The sequence below is a fragment of the Absicoccus sp. genome, from assembly GCF_034090965.1.
GTDB lineage: Bacteria > Bacillota_I > Bacilli_A > Erysipelotrichales > Erysipelotrichaceae > Absicoccus > Absicoccus intestinalis.
On record NZ_JAXDRQ010000014.1, the window covers coordinates 1 to 18,190 of the forward strand.

Consider the following 18,190-nt stretch of genomic DNA (forward strand, 5'->3'; position numbering starts at 1 on the left):
TTATAATGATGGATCTGATCATGGATACGAACGGTCAATTCCTTTTCTTGATACAAGCCACAAACCGTTGCATTCAAGACCACTTCGACACCGGCTTCATCGGCTTCGGCTAATAAGCTTTCCCCAATCTTAAATCCTCGAATCTTGGCTTTATGTTCCTTGGAACCAAAGAATTTATGAATTTGTTTAAATAACTGACCGCCTGGTTTTTCATTTTCATCAAATACCACAACGTGAAGGCCTTTTTTGGCGGCTTCGATCGCAGCGGATAATCCAGAAGGCCCAGCCCCGACAACAATGAGATCATATCGTTTCATTTTTGGTCACCTTCTTTCATAGCACGAACCCCATATTGTGTTTGTACTTGCATGCCGGCTTTCAATGGAGTGACACAAGTACGAATATTTGGTTTTCCATCAACAACCATGACACAATCGGTACATCGACCAATGGCACAAAAGATACCTCTAGGTTTATGTTGTTTATTCGTATAGCGATGCACCATGACACCTTGTGCTTTCAAAGCCATGGCAATGGGCTCTCCTTCATAGCCTTGCATGGGTTTGCCATCAAAATAAAATGTGATCAAATTTCCCTTTTCTTGTTTCCCTAAAATCGGATGTTCTGCAATTCTTGCATCCATTGTTCTCATCCTTTCTACAAAAGAAAAAGGCGTCTATGAATCTTTCCTTCTAGACACCTTTATCTATAGGCTTATAATACATAAGCGATTGGCTTAAAAATTGTAAAAATCAATACTAATGGATGTTTTTTATGAAAATTCAAATGATTCGGTTTTTTCTATGCGTTCATTTCACCAGCTAATTCAAATCCTTTCTTGGCAACCAAGACCGCAATAAATTCATTGATAATGGCAGCCGCCGCAATCGTACCTTGTACAATATGTACTAAGTTTGGTTCTTGGGATAAAGTAGCACAAATGATGCCAGTAAAAATCAAAGAGACACCGCTATGGGGTAATAAGGTCAAACCCAAATATTTTTGTACCGTTTCTGGTAGTTCGGTTCGATGGGCACCAAATCTTGCGCCAAAATACTTTCCAAAGGCACGACTGACAATATATAAAACCGTATAGAGTCCAGCTCCAATCACAAGATGATAATTCAATGGCGCTCCTAAATTGACGATACTTGTTAATAGGGCAACCAAAAGACATGGATTATAGATTTGGATAATGGTTTGAAGCTTCTCATCCGATACCATATTGGAAAATACGGTGGAAAAGGACACGCCAATCAACACATAGTTCAAACTAATGCTTGGGGTTACATACGTATTACAAGCCCACCCAAACAGAGCAGTTGCGACGATCATTAATAAGATAATGGATAACATCGATGCGGGTTTTTCACTTCGTTGTAACCATTTCCCCGTGATATATCCAGGAAGGATCCCAATGAGGATGGGTAAGAAGATCATGATGGGGACCATGTACCAAGGCATTGATCCAGCCGATACTTGTTTGGCAATGGCTGCATTGACACTAAAAAAGACAATGATACCGACGATATCATCCAATACGGCCATAGGCAATAAGGTATTGGTGACCGGCCCTTTGGTATGGTATTCCTGCGTAATGGATAAGGCAGGAGCCGGTGCTGTTGCCAAGGCAATCCCGCCAAAGGCAAAACCTAACCAGATTGGAATACCTTGAAAATAGAAAACAACACTAAAAACAAGCGAAACGATCAAAAAAGTACCTAGGGATTGAGTCAAGGTCGTGATCAATAAAGCTCGTCCATATTTTTTGAGCTTTTTCCAAATCAATTCTGTACCTAACATCAAGCCAACACCAACACTTAAGATATCTTGGATCAAGTTATACCAATTGCTGTCCAATATCGTTTGAGGCATCAAATTCAGAGCATGAGGTCCCAAAGCCATGCCTGCAATCAACCATCCTAAGATCGATGGCATATGGATCTTGGTCATCAAACGACCAATAAAGAAAGCACAGACTAAAGTGAAAAGCCATCGTATGATCATCATTTTGATTCCTCCTTCTTTTGGGCAATGCCATACAACATCAAATCAATACATTGCGCAACGCCTTTTTCATGTTGTTCCATGCGATCCATAAAGCTTACATTTTTGCTTTCTTGTCTTTGGAACCACATGTTATAAAACGTTTGCATCCATTCCATCCATTGATAGGCTATTTCTTCACTCACATTGTCACGAAGTGTATGTTTTGAAAGTAATTCACCAAATTGTTGTTTATTAAGAGAATCCATAGGAATCCGTAATTTTTTAATTTTGGCTTCTAATTTTTGTGGTGGATTCACCATGATTTCCAAAAAGAGTCTTGCTTCCATTTCATGGGAAGAAAAAAAGTGCATACGAGCTGCGTTATAGGTCACCTCTTTGCTCATTTGTGCTTCAATATCACTGACCATATCTGCTATCATTCGTTTCACACATGCCAGATAGAGATCATCTTTATCTTTATAATTATGATAAATCAATCCTTTATTGATGCCTGTCGCACAAATCGCATTGATCGAACTACCCGCATATCCATTCTGACCAAATTCTTGTATACCTGCTTTCAAGATTTTTTCTTTCGTCAATTGCGTCTTCATTTCTTTTCGCATACGATCACCAAAGCTATTGTAATTATTATTGACCTGTTGGTCAATAATAGGATGCCGATTCTTTCTTTTTCGATATATAAAGAAAAAAAAGAGTCCTATCATGAATAACGTAAAAACCTTTCCGTTACTAGAAAATATTCGAAATGCCTTTTTAAGAGAAATTCAAAGCACTGAAAAATACAATCCCGATCAAGGAAAAAAATATGGAAAATCCCTACGCAAAACGATTTCTCGCACCCAACAAGGTCAATGGCCATTTCGTGCCCATCGAATCGATAAGATCCAACTGATCTTTGATCAAGAAAGAAATCGCGTCCAAGATATCGTCCCCCTGCGCCATGAACGAATGAAAGCCTCTACCTTTGCTTTTTTACGCGGAGCGGCTATCGTGATGGCTTCCGATATGAGTGAGCTTTCTTCCACCAACATTCGTGTGCAAGCCTGTGGCGATGCGCACATTGCCAACTTTGGCATTTTTACCTCACCCGAAAGACACCTCGTTTTTGACCTCAATGACTTTGATGAGACCCTGCCCGCCCCTTGGGAATGGGACATCAAACGCATGGTCGCCAGCATGGAAGTTTGTGGTCGTGATCGTGGTTTTACATCGGAATTACGCTCTCAAGCCATCCAACTGGCCATAAAAACATATCAAGATTCCATGCATCAATATGCCTCGATGAGTCCTTTGGCCGTTTGGTATGACCATATTGATATGGAAACCTTACAGACAAGCACGAAAGATCTCATTAGTAATGATGTGCTCCAAAAGACCATGAACAAAGCACTGCAAAAGAATCAAGAAAGAGCCATCGAAAAACTAACGGAATTTGTGGATGGTCATTATCGTTTCAAAGAAGATCCACCCGAAATTTTGCCGATCCGTACCATCTTCGAACAAAAAAATATGTCGATCACACCGAAACAATTATCCAAACAACTGGAATTGATGATGAAGACCTATCGTTTGAGTTTACCCAAAGAACGCCGTTTTATCATTGATCAATATACGATTCGAGATATTGCCTTTAAAGTCGTTGGTGTTGGTAGTGTCGGCACGCGTTCTTGGGTCATTTTACTGGAAGGTGGTTCCAATCAAGATACCCTCATCTTACAAATCAAAGAAGCCAACGAATCCGTTTTGGAACCCAATGCCGGTACATCCATCTTTCATGAACATGGACGCCGTGTCGTCGAAGGTTTACGAGCAGCCCAAACCGCCGGAGACATTTTAACAGGTTGGGTCAGCATTCCGCTTGGCGAAGGCAAATGGTTGGATTACTATGTTCGACAGCTATGGGATTATAAAGGTGCTTTCAACCTGGCAAAAATCGAAGCCAATGATTTTGTGGGCTATTGTGCTTTATGTGCAAGAACATTGGCTCATGCACACGCAAAAACCGGAAATCGATTTGCGATTGCCGGTTATTTAGGAAAAAATGGTCGTTTTATTCAGTCGATGGTTCAATTTGCACAGGCCTATGCCAATCAAAATGAAGATGATTATCAAACTTTTCTACAAGCGCTAAAATAAAGCTGTAACGATTTCGCTACAGCTTTTTATGCAATATGATTGGCTTTTAATACATCTGATACTTCTTTGACCCCAATAATTTGTAACTGATCTTTTACTTCTTGAGGCACATCTTTTAAATCACGAATATTTTCTTCCGGAATATAAATGGTCTTTAATCCGGCACGAGCCGCCGCCATTAACTTTTCAGGCAAACCACCAATCGCGCTAACTACCCCGCGTAAAGAGACTTCACCAGTCATACCAACCGTAGGATCTACTTTTTTACCAGTGACTAAGGAAGCTAAGGCCGTCGTTAGAGTAATACCCGCCGAAGGTCCATCTTTTGGTACCGCTCCTTCTGGCACATGAATATGTAAATCATTTTCTTCAAACAATTCTTCTTTTTCCGGGAACATAGATTTCACAATACTGATGGCAATTTGTGCCGACTCCTTCATGACATCCCCCAACTGACCCGTAATGATGGTCTTGCCTTGACCTTTGGTAAATAGAGTTTCAATAAATAAAATTTCTCCACCAGCACTTGTCCAAGCAAGACCAGTCACGATACCCGGCTTGGTTTCCGTTAGTTTTCGACCATGACGAATCGGTTGCATATCCAATAGTTCAGGTAGATCTTCAGATAAGACCGTAACTTTTTTATCATCTTCTTGTTCTACATGAACAGCAACGGAACGACAAAGTGTATCCAAACGATTCTTTAAACCACGAACACCACTTTCCATCGTATAACCTGAAATCATTTCTTCAATGGTTGGATCTGGTACTTCCAACATATCCTTTGTGATGCCCATAGATTCCATGGCTTTTGGCAACAAATGTTTTTTCGCAATTTGTAACTTATCCGATGCAGAATAACCAGAAAAACGAATCACTTCCATACGATCCAATAATGGTTCAGGAATCGTATCCATCGTATTGGCGGTACATACAAATAAAACATCCGATAAATCATAAGGTACATTCATATAGTGGTCGGTAAAGGTAGAATTTTGTTCAGGATCCAATACTTCCAATAGAGCACTGGCTGGATCGCCATTATAAGAAGAAGATAATTTGTCCACTTCATCTAAGACCATGACTGGATTGGATACCCCACTTTTTTTGATTCCATCCATGATTCGTCCAGGCATCGCACCAATATAGGTCCGACGATGACCACGAATATCCGCTTCATCACGGACACCGCCTAAACTGACGCGCACATATTTTCGATGCAAAGCATCCGCTATACTTTTGCCAATGCTTGTTTTCCCTGTACCTGGTGCACCGACAAACAAAAGAATGGAGCCCGATTGCTGCTTCTTTAAATTCATCACCGCAATTTGTTGGATGATCCTTCGCTTGATCTTCTCCAAACCAAAGTGTTCGCGATCCAAAACGGCTTCGGCTTCTTTCAAATCAATCTTTTCCGGTGCTTCCTTTCGCCAAGCTAGCGAAGTCATAAAATCCAAATAGTCATAAAGCATACCATATTCAGGACTGTTGTTGCCTTCTTGTTTTAAACGATTCAAGGCTTTTTCCGCTTCTTTTCGCGCATCTTCATTCATACCCGATTCTTCAATTCGCATCTGTAAGCGACGAATATCCGTTACATTTTCCGGGTGCATATCATCCAATTCTTTTTGCAGATAATCCAATTGTTTTTTAATGGCTTGTTCTTTATACAATTTTCGATAATCTTCCTGCTGCGCCCGAGCAGCATCATTTTGAACTTGTGCGGTCTCACTAAATTCATACATGATCTTTTCAATGGCTTCGGCTCTTTGAGCACGACTATCTATTTCCAATAAATGATATCGCTCTTCATTGGTAATCGTTAACCAAGGCGAGGCCGTAACGACCATTTGCTCCAAAGAATCAAATCCTTGAATAAAGTTCTTTGCGTCCCTGCCCCAAGGGGTATTTTCACTAAACTCTAAAATAGCTTCTTTGATGCCTTCAACTTTCTGTGCTTCCGTTGCACTATCGAGATCATCAATATCATTCAAACGTGTTAATGAAAAATCGAATGTTTGATCCGCTACTTTATAAATATCATTTAAGCGAACGCGATTATTGGTTTCAATAGCCACATATCCTTGGTCATTGACCTCCGTAATTTCCCCACGCACACCAATTGGATAAAAACTATTTTCATCCAAATCTTCGGGTGCTGTCTTTTCCTTTTCCATTAAAAATAAAACACGACTTCCTTGTGTCGGTTCATGGTTGGTGACTTCTTTAAAATCTTCCGTTTGAAAATACACTCTTGTATTGGGAAGAATCAACGTGTTATAAATCGGTAAAAGTATCATAAATAAACACCTCCGTTTTTAGCACTGTAGTTTGTCAAGTGCTAATCATGGGCTAAATATACCCCTGGCTCGTATGAATGTCAAGCCATACAATCAAAAATAAAACGATCTTTTGATATCTTTCTCATAAAATTCACATTCTTGGTATAATAATTCATATGTCCAATTTGGGGAGGGATGTACATGACATTGAAATATGCCTGCAAACAATCATTGCCCGTGATGGCTGGTTATATCGTTCTTGGTCTTGGTTTTGGCGTGCTGCTCGAAGCCAAAGGATATGGTCCAATCTGGGCACTTTTGATGAGTTTATTTATTTATGCCGGTTCCATGCAATATGTAGCCATTGATCTGATCACTTCTGGTGCTAGCCTGATCACCACGGCCCTGATGACCCTGATGGTCAATGCTCGCCATCTCTTTTACGGCTTATCCATGATCGATCGATATCGAAATACCCAACCCTATAAACCGTATTTGATCTTTGGTCTGACCGATGAAACCTATTCTTTGGTCTGTAGCGGTGAAGTGCCTGAAGGCATCGATCAAAATAAATATTATTTTTTTGTGACCCTGCTTGATCAAATCTATTGGATCATCGGTAGTGTACTTGGTGGTCTGTTAGGCAGTGTCTTCACATTCAATACAACGGGCATTGATTTTGCGATGACAGCCCTTTTCCTAGTGGTTTTTACCCAACAATGGCTAGACACCAAAAATCATATCAGTGCGATCATTGGTGTTTTTTGTTCCATTCTGTGTCGATGGCTTTTTGGCCCGGATCAATTCTTGATTCCCACTATGATTTCGATCACCTTCCTTTTGACCATCTTTCGAAAGCGCCTAGAAAGCGAGGAAACCCATGACTGATTCACATACCTTACTTTTGATCATTATCATGGCTATTGTGACCATTTTTTTACGCTTTTGCCCTTTTCTCGTTTTTGGCAATAAAAAAGAAACCCCAACATATATAACCTATTTGGCATCGGTATTACCTTACGCCATCATGGGTATGTTGGTGGTTTATTGTCTTCGTAATATTCAATGGGTAGAAACGCCTCATGGCTTACCCGAGTGCATCGCAACGCTCGTTGTCGTTGGCTCCTATGTTTGGAAACGAAATACTCTATTGAGCATTGCCGGGGGAACCATTTTATACATGTTTTTGGTTCAAGTGATCTTTTAATGTTTTTGCCAAAAAGAAATCGCTTTTTCAAGCCATCCTTGGGCAACCGTACCTTCACCCAAACCAAAGCCATGCGATAAACCAGGAAATATATCGATTTGCGCATCGGTTCCATTCGCTTTGATCTTTTGAATACGTCGAGTCATCGCTTGATACGATGCGATCCAATCATTGGTGCCAACACAAGCAGCCATTCTTACGCCAGCTGAACCACCCCATAATGAATAATTTGCCATCGGAATCCCCAATTCCTTTTGATGAGTAAATAAAAAGGCGATGGCACAAGCCAAGTCTTCACAAGCTGTTTGTGCCCCGGGACGATAAATCAACGCAAACGCATTGTATCCTTTTTTTGATAATTCCAAAGCAACGGGAAAACTATCTTACATCGCTCCTACATACGCAAACCTGCATTCACAATAGCGGTTGGTACCTTTTCTTTTCCTGGAAAGAAAAAGAGACCCGTATTGCGCTTTCTTACATCCCTCTGCTTTTCTTCTTCTGAATAGATATCATAAAAAATGGTGTAGCCATTTTCTTTCTGATCATGTAAAAACTGTACGATCTCTACGGTTTTATCTGGATTGATATTGTTGTACCAAGTCAAGCTAAGATCACCTAGGGTACTACCATTCATATATCCTGGATCGACAGGAAATAATAACTGACCATAGTTCTCAAAAAGGGAATCTTCTATTACATCCCGGATTGGTGTTTGTTTTGTATACATTCCATCACTTCCCTACTTCATTCTATGGATTCCTGTTCTTTTGTACAATATCGAATACCTATGGCACCATACATCTATTGAATACTAAAAAAGAGCTGTATCAGCTCTACTCTTGATCAAATAACGCCGTCGAATAATACCGTTCGGCTGTATCAGGAAGAATGGTCACGACCGTTTTTCCTTTTCCTAATTTTTTGGCTAATTTCAATGCAGCCGCTACATTGGTCCCACTGGAAATGCCACAAAGAAGACCTTCTTTACAAGCAAGCTGTTTAGCCGTTTGTATGGCTTCTTCATCGGAAATGATACAAATATGTGAATAAATGTCTTGATCCAAAATCGGTGGGATCAAACCATCACCAATCCCCATTTGTAGATGTGTACCCACTGGCTTACCCGAAAGAATGGCTGCTTTTTCTGGTTCGACCACCCAAATTTCAATATTTGGATTTTTGGCTTTTAATACTTCACCAACACCAGTGATCGTACCGCCAGTACCAATACCGGAACAGAACCCATCAATCGGACCATCCACTTGTTCTAAGATTTCTTGTGCGGTATAGGTTTTATGTGCCAAAATATTATTTTCATTCTCAAATTGTTGGGGTACAAATACACGTGGATCTTCCTTGGCCATTGTATTGGCTTTAGTGACACAAGCTTGAATGCAATCGCCAATATTGCCAGCATCATGCATTAAAATCACTTCGGCTCCGTATTGTTTGACCAATTTTCGTCGTTCTTCACTGACAGAATCGGGCATGATGATGATCGTCTTATATCCTTTCACAGCAGCTACCAAAGCCAATCCCACGCCTTGATTGCCTGAGGTTGGCTCAACAATGATGGTATCTTTATGGATCTTTCCTTGTTTTTCAGCCTGTTCGATCATCGTCAATGCCGTTCTTGTCTTGATGGACCCACCAATATTCACACCTTCAAATTTCACCAATACTTGCGCATCTTCTTCATTTGTCAATCGTTGTAAACGAATCATCGGTGTATGCCCCACCGCTTCTAAAACTGTATGATAAATCATGTATTTACTTCCTCTATGTACAAGTTTTAGTATAGTACAGTCTACTTTTCATAAACATCCAATGCTTCAAATAAAGCATGTGGCAGACCTCGAGGTCCACGGATAGCATATACGCCAAATTCATTCTTTAATCGAGAAAAAGAAAATGCTTCGGGTGGATATCTTTTTAATAAACGTATTTTCATCAATGCGGATATGTTTAAATTCTTATCTTTATACAGATAAGGAATATGCGTTTGGATTACTTGGCATTCATAAAGGATGGCGGATATAGGTGCACCCACATACATAAACACAAGATCACCAACTTGGATGCCGCGTCCTTGTTTCCAATCGATTGTTTGAACATCATCAAAAGCATGTTCGATATCATAGTATTTCGGATTGGCTGGTATGATCCATTCTTTCAATCCACGTTTTTTTGATTTCTTGGATTTTGAGCCAGCCACACGATAACTTTCATCAATCCAACGATATATATCTTCTAAGTCAATGGTGCCATCCAATTGAATCGATAGCCAATTTCCTTTCTGATGATTTCGATCATAGCCTGGCTCATCCACCATGATATCCACTAAAAAAGGATCACTGACCTTCACATCCAAAATGTCTTCTTCCGTCCCATAAAGACCGAGTTGTTTACTCGGTACACGCAATATCCGTGCAAAACAAGCATGATTGTCTTGGCGGTTCCATACTGGATCGGTTGGTGCATTCACAAAAGGATAGTCTGGATCAATGCCATATTGTTTTTGTATATACTGGATGATTGCTTCTTTCATTGTTATCCTCGTTTATTGAAATATATCATAAATCGTCCATTTTTCCTATTCATCTGTTTTTTATATACGAACAAATTTCCGGTTGACACAAATAAAAATTATGATATGGTTGTAACAGATAAAAGAATTCTTCGGGGTTGGGTGAAATTCCCTATCGGCGGTAGAGTCCGCGAGCCGTACGGCATGATCTGGTGCAATTCCAGAACCGACAGTATAGTCTGGATGGTAGAAGAAAAATGCTTTTTTATATGCATGCATACCAGTACCCGAATGGTGCTGGTTTTTTCTTTTTCGAAGATCCTTTTGTCCAAAAGAAAAAGGAGACGTATGATGAAAAATTGGAATGTGAAAAAATTAGTATTTACTGCGATGTTGACTGCCGTTGCCGGCGTTTTGATGTCATTGGAAATCTCTGTGCCATTGATGCCGGTATTCTACAAAATTGACTTTTCGGATGTACCAACTGTCATTGCTTTATTTACGATGGGACCATTATCGGCAACCATGGTCGAAATCATCAAGATTCTCATCAAAGTATTGACCGTAGGTACAAATACAGCTTATGTCGGTGAATTGGCCAATGTGCTTGGTGTTGCCGTTTTTGTGATCCCAACATGGATCGTTTATACCAAGATGGGAAAAACCAATAAAGCCATTTTTGCTTCTTTGGTCATTGGCGTATTGGTTCGAACGGCTTGGGCATGTTTCTGTAACGCGTATATCACTTTGCCTCTCTATGCGAAAGCGATGAGCATGAATTTAAACGATGTGATCAAAGCGGTTAGCTTTGCGAATGGCAATATTACCAATCTTCGTAGTTTTATCATGTTGGCAACCATTCCATTCAATATCATTAAGATCTCATTGAATTATATTATTGGCTATGTCGTTTATGATCATGTTGTCTTGAAACATACCGCCTTCAAAGTAGAAAGACATACCGCATGAAACAGTATTATGCGAATGTAACACGATTGGAAATGGAACAAATCAACAAAGAAGAAGCCATCGTCCTTATTCCATTGGGTGCTTTGGAACAACATGGTAATCAAGCCCCTTTGGGAACCGATTACTTCATTGCCAACACCATGGCACAACGTATCTTTGATCAATTCGAAGATACCTTTCCCCTTCTTGTTTTTCCAACCATGCCCATTGGATTAAGTACTGAACATAAGCATTTTTGTGGTTCGATCACCTATAAACCCATGACCTACTATGCGATGTTGTATGATATTTGTGCAAGCTTAGCCCATCATGGTTTTCAAAAAGTCGTCTTGTTGGTGTGTCATGGTGGTAATGCCCCTACAGCTCAAATGATATCAAGAGAAATTCGCTCCGATTTTGGGATGAATGTCTTTGTCTTGCAGTCCGGTGCTTTTGATGATCCACGCGTGCAAGCAACCATATCGAAAGGAAATACGTTTGATTTTCATGGCGGTGAAATGGAAACGTCCATGGTCATGGCTATCGATGAAAACTTGGTTCATTTAGAAACCTGCGAAAAAGGGCATATAAAAAATCAAGCATTCGAAACCCATCTATCTTGGCTAGGGGAAGACTTTGTCACAGAGGATGGAAAGCCCATTGGTATCGGTGGTGATCCAAGCGGAGCAACCAAAGAAAAAGGCGAAATCATCTTCCAAGTTTCCGTAGAACATCTAATTGATGCTTTAAGACAAATTCGCCAATTTCATTAAGCCACAATTTGTGGTTTTTTTATTTTCTTCGATATGTCTTGGCATAGACAAAAACAATCGCAAAAAGAGATAACACAAAGAGAATGCCAATATAAGAAAGAGACTGATTCATCGAAATCTCATGATCAAACATTGTTGCTTGAAAAGAAAATACGTTCTTTATTTCTTTCACAAATAGATTTCCTCCGAGGATTGACTTTTTTATATGAGTCAAGAACCCTTTTGTCAATAAATTACGCATCATCACCGTAATATGTGTGGCCGGCAAAAGATTACAGACCGTTTGGATGGACTTGGAAAATTGCGACAAGGGAATATAGGCACCAATCACAAAGCCACAACCTGCTGATAATAAGCCATAAAAAGCATCACTGGCTGCAGTGCTTCTAAAAAACAAAACAAGGACCATCAGACAGGCTGTTGCGGAGATCGAACCGATGCCAATCGTGCCATACAATCGCAAGATCGTATCCGTTGCTAGGTATAAATGACCGACACTTTGCATAAACAACAAGCCAATGGTAAACAAGAGAGATGTCATCACAAAAGCAGAAATGGTCGCACTGGTGTAATAGGCCAACGCAATTTGATAACGTTTCATGGGGGTTGTCGCAATATCTGCATCGACCTTGCTTTCTTTATCTTTCACAATGGTACTTAAACAACTATAAGGAATGGTGATCAAAGAAGAACCTGTAATTCCTGTCAGTAACATAGTGTACACGATCAAATCGATGGATCGTTCTTGGATTGAAAGATGCATGGCTTGCACGATTTGTTGGATGCTATCGACATAATTGTTTTTTAGAAATAAAAGATAGAGCATAAATACGATAATGGGTGTCAATAAAGAAAAAATAATGGCTTGTCGATCTTTAAAATATAACAGTAAATTTCGTTTTGTGAGTCCAATATATCCATTCATACGCTGCCTCTCTACTCTAATGTATGCCCGGTACAATGTAAAAAAACATCATCCATGCTCCCTTTGATAATTTCATAGTCTACGATTTCGTTACGATATGTATATAGAAAAGAAGTGATATTGCCATGTATTTCTACTACATAATGATCTTGTTCATAGTGACACGTACCCAGCTGGGATACGATCGTTTCTGCTTCGAGACTTGGTTGGGTGTACCAAAGAAAATGGGTTGGAGCAAAACGATCTTTTAATTGCGATGGCGTTCCCTGTGTCATGATCTTTCCTTGATCTAAGATCACGACATGATCAGCATGAGTGGTTTCTTCCATATAATGGGTGGTCAAAAAAATGGTCATCTTTTTTTCTCTTTGCAGAAAATGAATATATTCCCAAACCAATTTTCGATTTTTGGGATCTAAGCCTGTTGTTGGTTCATCTAAAAATAAAATGCGTGGATCGTGGATCAAGCTTCGGCAAATATCGACTCGTCGTCTTTGTCCACCCGATAAGGTTCCATAGGGCTTTTTCCATAAGGATCGCATGTCAAAAAAAGTTTCAAATTCAGCCAATCGCTGGTTGATCTCGGCTTTTTTCATGCCATAAAAAGTCCCTCGAGTTATGAGATTTTCTTGTACGGTCAACTTGGGATCCAATACGGAATTTTGAAAAACAATACCAATATTTTTACGAATCGCACTATCTTCTTTTCCCAGTTGATACCCGCAAATACGAATATCTCCTTGGTTTTTTTCTAAAATCGTACATAACACATTGATCGTGGTTGATTTTCCCGCTCCATTCTCACCAAGAAAAGCGAATAGTTCTCCTTGTTCAACGTCAAAAGAAATATCATCAACAGCGAGAAGGTCATTGTATCTTTTCGTTAAGTGTTTCACTTCAATAATTTTCATATTGAATTCTCTCTTTCTAAATCGAAAATAGCACATCAAAAATCATAAAAAAAGGGTTTGGCAACTAAGTTGCACAAACACCGAACTAAGATGCATCTTTGTCTTGAATTTCTTTTAAGGCTTCATTGATTTGTTGGGCATCATTCTTACCCATCCAGATCATGATAAACCAAACAAAGATGTAGACAATAAAATAACCAATGGAAATAAAGAGAGCACCTTCTCCATCCGCATACCAACCACAAAGCGATCCCATATACATAACGATGGCATAGACACTCGAAATATGAATGATCGAAGATAGGATCGGATGGAGTTGCAAAATATCTAAAACGAAATAAGGAATGGTACACAAGAAGCCACAAAGCACAAAAGAGATGGGGTGATACCACGACAAATGAAAGGAATAGCCTTGCATATGTTCAATCACACCTTGTATCGAAACCAGACACAAAATGCCAAAGGAAATGGAAATGGCTTGCAGCAATATATCTTTGAAACGCTCCATTACAGATCCAACCTCCTTTTGATTTCTTTGACATAACTTCGGGAAATGATGATTTCTTCGCCATTTAACAATTCAGCACGCATGCGACCACCGATTTCATACTGTACTTGTTTGACCTTTCTAAGATTAATGATCATGGCTTTTGAACAACGTGCAAACAATGGATCGAATATCTTTTCTAACTCATACAATCGATTTTTTGTTTCATAACAAGTATCTTTCAAATAGACATAGGTATGTTTGTCGACGGATTCCACATAATAAATTTGATGCAAAGGAATACGAATGGTTTCATTTCGATGCCGACACCAAATGGTTTGACCACCATTTTCTAACAAATCGATGGCTTGTTGGATCGTTGCTGTCTTTTGTACTGCTTTGATATGAGCCGCTTCTTCTTGGCTTTTTTGAACTTGTTCATAGATGACTTTCATGATTGATTCCTATAAGCCATTAACAATATTGACCGGTCTTTCTCCTTGCGCAATGTGCCTTGCATTTTCCCATTCCAATTGATTGGCACGACGGAAAAAGCCACTCGTACAACCACCAATATGAGGAGAGATGATCACTTTTTGCTGAAGATTGATAGGTAGATGCAACAATGGATTGTCTTTTTGGACGGGTTCTGGAGCTAATGTATCCAGGCCAACACCGGCTAATTTACCGGATTCTAAGGCCTGCACCAAAGCTTGATTATCAACAATTTCACCACGTGCCGTATTGATAAAGTAAGCATTATTTTGCATATTTTCAAAGAATGTCTGATCGCACATATTGGTTGTTTTGGCTGTCACAGGTACATGCATGCTTATGATATTACATGCTTTCAATAATTCATCCAAGGATAGATAAGAAACCGAATATGCATTTTCTTGTTCCTCAGAAAGTCGATGGCGTTTGTAGTAATAAACCTCTGGTGCAAAGGGTTGAAGCAGTCGAGCCACTTCTTGGCCAATATGACCAAACCCAATCAATCCGACTTTCATTTCGTTGAGTTCATAAATGCCATGTGACATTAGATACATCTTTGTTTCAATTTGATGACCTGCCTTAACACTATCATATCCAGGGATCAGATGGCGTAAAAGAGCCAACATCAATAACACGGTTTGTTCAGCTACAGCAACGGCATTGGCTCCTTTTTGGTTACAAACATAGATACCCTGTTCTTTTGCGGCTTGCGTATCAATTTTATTGTATGCAACACCTTCTGAATGAATCAGTTTTAACTTTGGCATATGTTCGATTTCATATCGTGTTAATGGCTTGATTGCATCCACAACGACAACATCTGCATCTTTTCCCGCGGCAATAATTTCATCGGCAGATGCATCGATGCCAACAACTGCATAGTCTGTGTGTTTCACAAATTCCGTTTTGGGTTTGTATTTTTCAACACGAACTGGATCACTAATAAATAATATTTTCATACTTGCCCTCGCTCAATCTATGTCCATTCTATTATAAGAAAAAAGGCTACTCGCAACAAGTTAGCCTTCTTCTATCACTTTACGACGTTCTTTGATCTTGCGGATACCACGTTCAAACCATATCTTCAACAAAGCGGTGATAGGTACAGCAATCAACATACCAATAAATCCACCGGTCTTATTTCCAGCAATGACGCCAAGTAAAACCAACATCGGATGAATTTGCACATTTTTACTTAATAAACGAGGATTCACCACGGCACCATCCACGCCTTGAATGATCAAAAGGATGATACATCCGATGATGATCACTTGGACATTTCCCGATAAGATCCCCGATATCAAGGTGAGACCATAACCTACGATTGGACCTAGATAAGGCACCATATTGCCAATGCCTGTTAATACGCCAATGACTATGCCATAAGGAATGTGAGCTATGGAAAAAGTGACACTGACCGCTATCATCATAAAGATGGCATCGGTCATTTGACCACGAATATATCCTGCAAATACCGTACTGATATCTCTCCATATGTGATTCAAATGTGGTGTTGTCTTTTCACCAAACAGGACTTCGGCCACATTTTCCCAATAGGTATGAAGGCTTGGCCAATCAAGCATAAAATATACCGAGAAAATGATTGAAAATAAAATCGTTGATCCCACGGATTTGATATTGTTCAACGTATGACCAATACCTTGTACCCCTGTTCCAAAATGGGAAGTCAACCCATTTCGGATCGCATCCACAATTTGTCTGGCTTGTTCCGATTTCACATTCATTTTTTCCAACCAAGTCAAGAGGCCTTGATACATTTGATTGAGACTTTGTGTAAAAGCTTGAATAATCTGAAAGAGACTGGCATCATGAAGAGAACTAAATTGTTGGGTGATCGTAAGGATCAATAAACTAATCAGAACAAGGAGTCCTAAAATAATGCCACCAATTGTAATCACAACCCCAAAATAATGGGCACTTTTGGGTCGTTCTTGAAAAAAGGGTCGTTTTTTACATTGGGCTTCAACCTTTTCACAAAGTGGATACAACAAATACGCAAAAACAAAGCCAATCGCCATTGGTTTTAAGATACTACCAATCCATGCAAGCGTATTACCGAGTGCAGCAAAGAAGTTGCCTGCCGAAGATAAGATACCATATAAAATATATAAAATGACACATGTGCCAATCACATAGAGTGATATTTCCGTATATTGCTTATTCACTTTTAGTCGATCACGGATCCGATTTGGTTTTATGATTTGTTTATTACGATCCGTACTATCGTTTCGATGATCTTCCATGTTTTCTCCATATTATTTTTTTTGTTTTCAAAACGCTAAAAAAGACAAGACAACAAAGTCAAGATTGCCAGTCCACCCTGCATGAGGATAATCTTGGGATTGCTTGTTAGACTACCATACAATGCAACGGCAACAATATAGCTCATTAAACAGATCACAGCAGCCTTGCTTGAAAAAACCAAAATGGCTAATACGATCAGTATCGAAAGCAAGCCATTGTATACACCTTGATTCTTGAATAAGACATTCACATTTTTTTGACTTAGTTCCTGTTTGGTCATTCCAAAAACTTTTGATGTTTTTGCCGACGTTGTGGCGATGGTTTCTAGATAAAAGATATAAAGAAACTCTAAAGCAACGCATATTGATAAAATTTTCGTTACAAGATTCATATTTTTCAATTCCTCCATTCATTTCAATGGGTTCAAATAGCAATTGAAAACCCCGGATGATAAGAACTATCTTCTTATTCCCACTTCATTGAAACAATATGTTTATCATACCATAAATAGTTCCTTTTCCACCACTTTCTTCTAATACCTATGGACAGATTTCTAATGAGGAACGACAAAAATAACGATCAATCCAATGCATTTGGAAATCGGCATATGAATCGAATCATCGTGGATGATGGTATAATCAAACAGGAAATGCATATTCCTCCTGATTTTTTCCATTGTCGCCTGTTTTTTGGATATGCACAATTTTGATTTGACAATGACTGTATGATTCATTACGTCCATTTTAACAGGATACGAAAGTTTTCTTACAAATCTTTTTTATATTGAGTTTAGTAAAATACTTTGGAGGGATTCAAGCAATGAAAAAAAATCGTATTTTAGCAGCCGTTACTGCAACCCTATTGTGTATGCCGGCTACAAGCAGTATTTTTGCAGCGGGACACCAACAACATACTTGGAATCAAGGCGTATGGACCTGGCGTTCCAATACAAGTGCTTATGTAACCTTAACTTGTACAGAAGATGGTGCAAAACAATCGAGTGCTGGAAAAATCACCGTCAGCCAACAACCGGCTACTTGTACAGAGCCAGGCAAAACCATTTATACCGCAAGCACACTCTTTGATGGAAAAACCTATACGGATTCTCGTGAAGTCGTTACTTCACAAGCAACCGGTCATAACTGGAAAGTCAGTGGATGGACATGGAGCGATGATAACACGCAAGCTACGGTAACCGTTACTTGTCAAAATAATACC

Annotated in this window: 22 protein-coding genes and 1 riboswitch; of the genes, 6 read left to right on the plus strand and 16 right to left on the minus strand. The window is 39.4% G+C overall.

What is annotated here, in order from left to right; genetic code table 11:
• The 4 genes from SOS22_RS02260 to SOS22_RS02275 form a co-directional block, all read right to left on the minus strand.
• Positions 1-317: FAD-dependent oxidoreductase (locus SOS22_RS02260; protein WP_320596210.1), on the minus strand; the 317-nt coding region annotated here is incomplete at its 3' end.
• A complete protein-coding gene (locus SOS22_RS02265) occupies positions 314-643 on the minus strand; it encodes a (2Fe-2S)-binding protein (protein ID WP_277633746.1) in 330 nt (109 codons plus the stop codon). The genes SOS22_RS02265 and SOS22_RS02260, both read right to left, overlap by 4 nt.
• Positions 644-801: 158 nt before the next feature.
• Positions 802-2,010: a cation:proton antiporter gene (locus SOS22_RS02270; RefSeq protein ID WP_320596211.1), complete on the minus strand. Its 1,209-nt coding sequence runs from the start codon at positions 2,008-2,010 to the stop codon at positions 802-804.
• Positions 2,007-2,615 (minus strand): TetR/AcrR family transcriptional regulator, encoded by a 609-nt coding sequence (locus SOS22_RS02275; RefSeq protein WP_277633743.1) that lies wholly within the window; start codon positions 2,613-2,615, stop codon positions 2,007-2,009. The genes SOS22_RS02270 and SOS22_RS02275 overlap by 4 nt, the downstream gene beginning before the upstream one ends.
• Before the next feature lie 100 nt (positions 2,616-2,715).
• Here SOS22_RS02275 and SOS22_RS02280 point away from each other — a divergent pair, with 100 nt between their 5' ends.
• A complete protein-coding gene (locus tag SOS22_RS02280; RefSeq protein ID WP_320596212.1) occupies positions 2,716-4,149 on the plus strand; it encodes a DUF2252 domain-containing protein in 1,434 nt (477 codons plus the stop codon).
• Between the two features lie 26 nt (positions 4,150-4,175).
• Here the strand turns inward: SOS22_RS02280 and lon are convergent, their stop codons facing one another.
• Positions 4,176-6,449, minus strand: a complete 2,274-nt coding sequence (lon, locus tag SOS22_RS02285) for an endopeptidase La (RefSeq protein WP_320596213.1) — start codon at positions 6,447-6,449, stop codon at positions 4,176-4,178.
• Between the two features lie 183 nt (positions 6,450-6,632).
• On the opposite strand from lon, the gene SOS22_RS02290 reads away from it, so the two are divergent.
• Positions 6,633-7,319, plus strand: a complete 687-nt coding sequence (locus SOS22_RS02290) for an AzlC family ABC transporter permease (RefSeq protein WP_320596214.1) — start codon at positions 6,633-6,635, stop codon at positions 7,317-7,319.
• Complete coding sequence (locus tag SOS22_RS02295; protein WP_277634224.1) at positions 7,312-7,638, plus strand: branched-chain amino acid transporter permease; 327 nt, start codon at positions 7,312-7,314, stop codon at positions 7,636-7,638. Before SOS22_RS02290 ends, SOS22_RS02295 begins: the two co-directional genes overlap by 8 nt.
• On the opposite strand, the gene SOS22_RS02300 is transcribed toward SOS22_RS02295, so the two are convergent.
• The 4 genes from SOS22_RS02300 to SOS22_RS02315 form a co-directional block, all read right to left on the minus strand.
• Entirely contained in the window at positions 7,635-8,003 is a 369-nt protein-coding gene (locus SOS22_RS02300; RefSeq protein ID WP_277634223.1) for an alpha/beta hydrolase, read from the minus strand. The two genes, SOS22_RS02295 and SOS22_RS02300, sit on opposite strands and share 4 nt — an antisense overlap.
• A gap of 29 nt (positions 8,004-8,032) precedes the next feature.
• Positions 8,033-8,368, minus strand: coding sequence for a hypothetical protein (locus SOS22_RS02305; protein ID WP_277634222.1), 336 nt, complete (start codon positions 8,366-8,368; stop codon positions 8,033-8,035).
• 106 nt (positions 8,369-8,474) lie between these two features.
• Complete coding sequence (cysK, locus tag SOS22_RS02310; RefSeq protein ID WP_320596215.1) at positions 8,475-9,407, minus strand: cysteine synthase A; 933 nt, start codon at positions 9,405-9,407, stop codon at positions 8,475-8,477.
• 41 nt (positions 9,408-9,448) lie between these two features.
• Complete coding sequence (locus tag SOS22_RS02315) at positions 9,449-10,189, minus strand: MmcQ/YjbR family DNA-binding protein (RefSeq protein ID WP_320325384.1); 741 nt, start codon at positions 10,187-10,189, stop codon at positions 9,449-9,451.
• 123 nt (positions 10,190-10,312) lie between these two features.
• Positions 10,313-10,427: riboswitch (FMN riboswitch) on the plus strand.
• Positions 10,428-10,516: 89 nt separating this feature from the next.
• Here SOS22_RS02315 and SOS22_RS02320 point away from each other — a divergent pair.
• Together SOS22_RS02320 and SOS22_RS02325 are read left to right on the plus strand one after the other, a co-directional pair.
• Positions 10,517-11,137 (plus strand): ECF transporter S component, encoded by a 621-nt coding sequence (locus SOS22_RS02320; protein ID WP_320596216.1) that lies wholly within the window; start codon positions 10,517-10,519, stop codon positions 11,135-11,137.
• The gene (locus SOS22_RS02325; protein WP_277633643.1) at positions 11,134-11,889 is read left to right on the plus strand and encodes a creatininase family protein; all 756 of its coding nucleotides are present in this window, start codon (positions 11,134-11,136) and stop codon (positions 11,887-11,889) included. The genes SOS22_RS02320 and SOS22_RS02325 overlap by 4 nt, the downstream gene beginning before the upstream one ends.
• Before the next feature lie 19 nt (positions 11,890-11,908).
• On the opposite strand, the gene SOS22_RS02330 is transcribed toward SOS22_RS02325, so the two are convergent.
• The 7 genes from SOS22_RS02330 to SOS22_RS02360 all read right to left on the minus strand — a co-directional run bounded on the left by SOS22_RS02330 (position 11,909) and on the right by SOS22_RS02360 (position 17,363).
• Positions 11,909-12,814 (minus strand): ABC transporter permease, encoded by a 906-nt coding sequence (locus SOS22_RS02330; RefSeq protein WP_277633642.1) that lies wholly within the window; start codon positions 12,812-12,814, stop codon positions 11,909-11,911.
• 11 nt (positions 12,815-12,825) lie between these two features.
• Positions 12,826-13,725, minus strand: a complete 900-nt coding sequence (locus SOS22_RS02335) for an ABC transporter ATP-binding protein (RefSeq protein ID WP_277633641.1) — start codon at positions 13,723-13,725, stop codon at positions 12,826-12,828.
• Positions 13,726-13,810: 85 nt separating this feature from the next.
• A complete protein-coding gene (locus SOS22_RS02340; RefSeq protein ID WP_277633640.1) occupies positions 13,811-14,233 on the minus strand; it encodes a DUF3021 family protein in 423 nt (140 codons plus the stop codon).
• On the minus strand, positions 14,233-14,667 hold the full coding sequence (locus SOS22_RS02345) for a LytTR family DNA-binding domain-containing protein (RefSeq protein WP_277633639.1): 435 nt from the start codon (positions 14,665-14,667) through the stop codon (positions 14,233-14,235). The genes SOS22_RS02340 and SOS22_RS02345 overlap by 1 nt, the downstream gene beginning before the upstream one ends.
• Positions 14,668-14,676: 9 nt before the next feature.
• On the minus strand, positions 14,677-15,666 hold the full coding sequence (locus SOS22_RS02350) for an NAD(P)-dependent oxidoreductase (protein ID WP_320596217.1): 990 nt from the start codon (positions 15,664-15,666) through the stop codon (positions 14,677-14,679).
• A gap of 60 nt (positions 15,667-15,726) precedes the next feature.
• Positions 15,727-16,971: an AI-2E family transporter gene (locus tag SOS22_RS02355; protein ID WP_277633637.1), complete on the minus strand. Its 1,245-nt coding sequence runs from the start codon at positions 16,969-16,971 to the stop codon at positions 15,727-15,729.
• Positions 16,972-17,006: 35 nt separating this feature from the next.
• Positions 17,007-17,363, minus strand: coding sequence for a DUF1304 domain-containing protein (locus SOS22_RS02360; protein WP_277633636.1), 357 nt, complete (start codon positions 17,361-17,363; stop codon positions 17,007-17,009).
• 428 nt (positions 17,364-17,791) lie between these two features.
• Here SOS22_RS02360 and SOS22_RS02365 point away from each other — a divergent pair.
• Positions 17,792-18,190 (plus strand): hypothetical protein (locus SOS22_RS02365; protein WP_320596218.1); only part of this gene is annotated, 399 nt, incomplete at its 3' end.

Excerpts from the sequence above, each read along its gene's own strand:
- SOS22_RS02265 (WP_277633746.1), bottom strand. The coding sequence starts at position 643 with ATGGATGCAAGAATTGCAGAACATCCGATTTTAGGGAAACAAGAAAAG.
- SOS22_RS02270 (WP_320596211.1), bottom strand. The coding sequence starts at position 2,010 with ATGATGATCATACGATGGCTTTTCACTTTAGTCTGTGCTTTCTTTATT.
- SOS22_RS02275 (WP_277633743.1), bottom strand. The coding sequence starts at position 2,615 with ATGCGAAAAGAAATGAAGACGCAATTGACGAAAGAAAAAATCTTGAAA.
- SOS22_RS02280 (WP_320596212.1), top strand. The coding sequence starts at position 2,716 with ATGAATAACGTAAAAACCTTTCCGTTACTAGAAAATATTCGAAATGCC.
- lon (WP_320596213.1), bottom strand. The coding sequence starts at position 6,449 with ATGATACTTTTACCGATTTATAACACGTTGATTCTTCCCAATACAAGA.
- SOS22_RS02290 (WP_320596214.1), top strand. The coding sequence starts at position 6,633 with ATGACATTGAAATATGCCTGCAAACAATCATTGCCCGTGATGGCTGGT.
- SOS22_RS02295 (WP_277634224.1), top strand. The coding sequence starts at position 7,312 with ATGACTGATTCACATACCTTACTTTTGATCATTATCATGGCTATTGTG.
- SOS22_RS02305 (WP_277634222.1), bottom strand. The coding sequence starts at position 8,368 with ATGTATACAAAACAAACACCAATCCGGGATGTAATAGAAGATTCCCTT.
- cysK (WP_320596215.1), bottom strand. The coding sequence starts at position 9,407 with ATGATTTATCATACAGTTTTAGAAGCGGTGGGGCATACACCGATGATT.
- SOS22_RS02315 (WP_320325384.1), bottom strand. The coding sequence starts at position 10,189 with ATGAAAGAAGCAATCATCCAGTATATACAAAAACAATATGGCATTGAT.
- SOS22_RS02320 (WP_320596216.1), top strand. The coding sequence starts at position 10,517 with ATGATGAAAAATTGGAATGTGAAAAAATTAGTATTTACTGCGATGTTG.
- SOS22_RS02325 (WP_277633643.1), top strand. The coding sequence starts at position 11,134 with ATGAAACAGTATTATGCGAATGTAACACGATTGGAAATGGAACAAATC.
- SOS22_RS02330 (WP_277633642.1), bottom strand. The coding sequence starts at position 12,814 with ATGAATGGATATATTGGACTCACAAAACGAAATTTACTGTTATATTTT.
- SOS22_RS02335 (WP_277633641.1), bottom strand. The coding sequence starts at position 13,725 with ATGAAAATTATTGAAGTGAAACACTTAACGAAAAGATACAATGACCTT.
- SOS22_RS02340 (WP_277633640.1), bottom strand. The coding sequence starts at position 14,233 with ATGGAGCGTTTCAAAGATATATTGCTGCAAGCCATTTCCATTTCCTTT.
- SOS22_RS02345 (WP_277633639.1), bottom strand. The coding sequence starts at position 14,667 with ATGAAAGTCATCTATGAACAAGTTCAAAAAAGCCAAGAAGAAGCGGCT.
- SOS22_RS02350 (WP_320596217.1), bottom strand. The coding sequence starts at position 15,666 with ATGAAAATATTATTTATTAGTGATCCAGTTCGTGTTGAAAAATACAAA.
- SOS22_RS02355 (WP_277633637.1), bottom strand. The coding sequence starts at position 16,971 with ATGGAAGATCATCGAAACGATAGTACGGATCGTAATAAACAAATCATA.
- SOS22_RS02360 (WP_277633636.1), bottom strand. The coding sequence starts at position 17,363 with ATGAATCTTGTAACGAAAATTTTATCAATATGCGTTGCTTTAGAGTTT.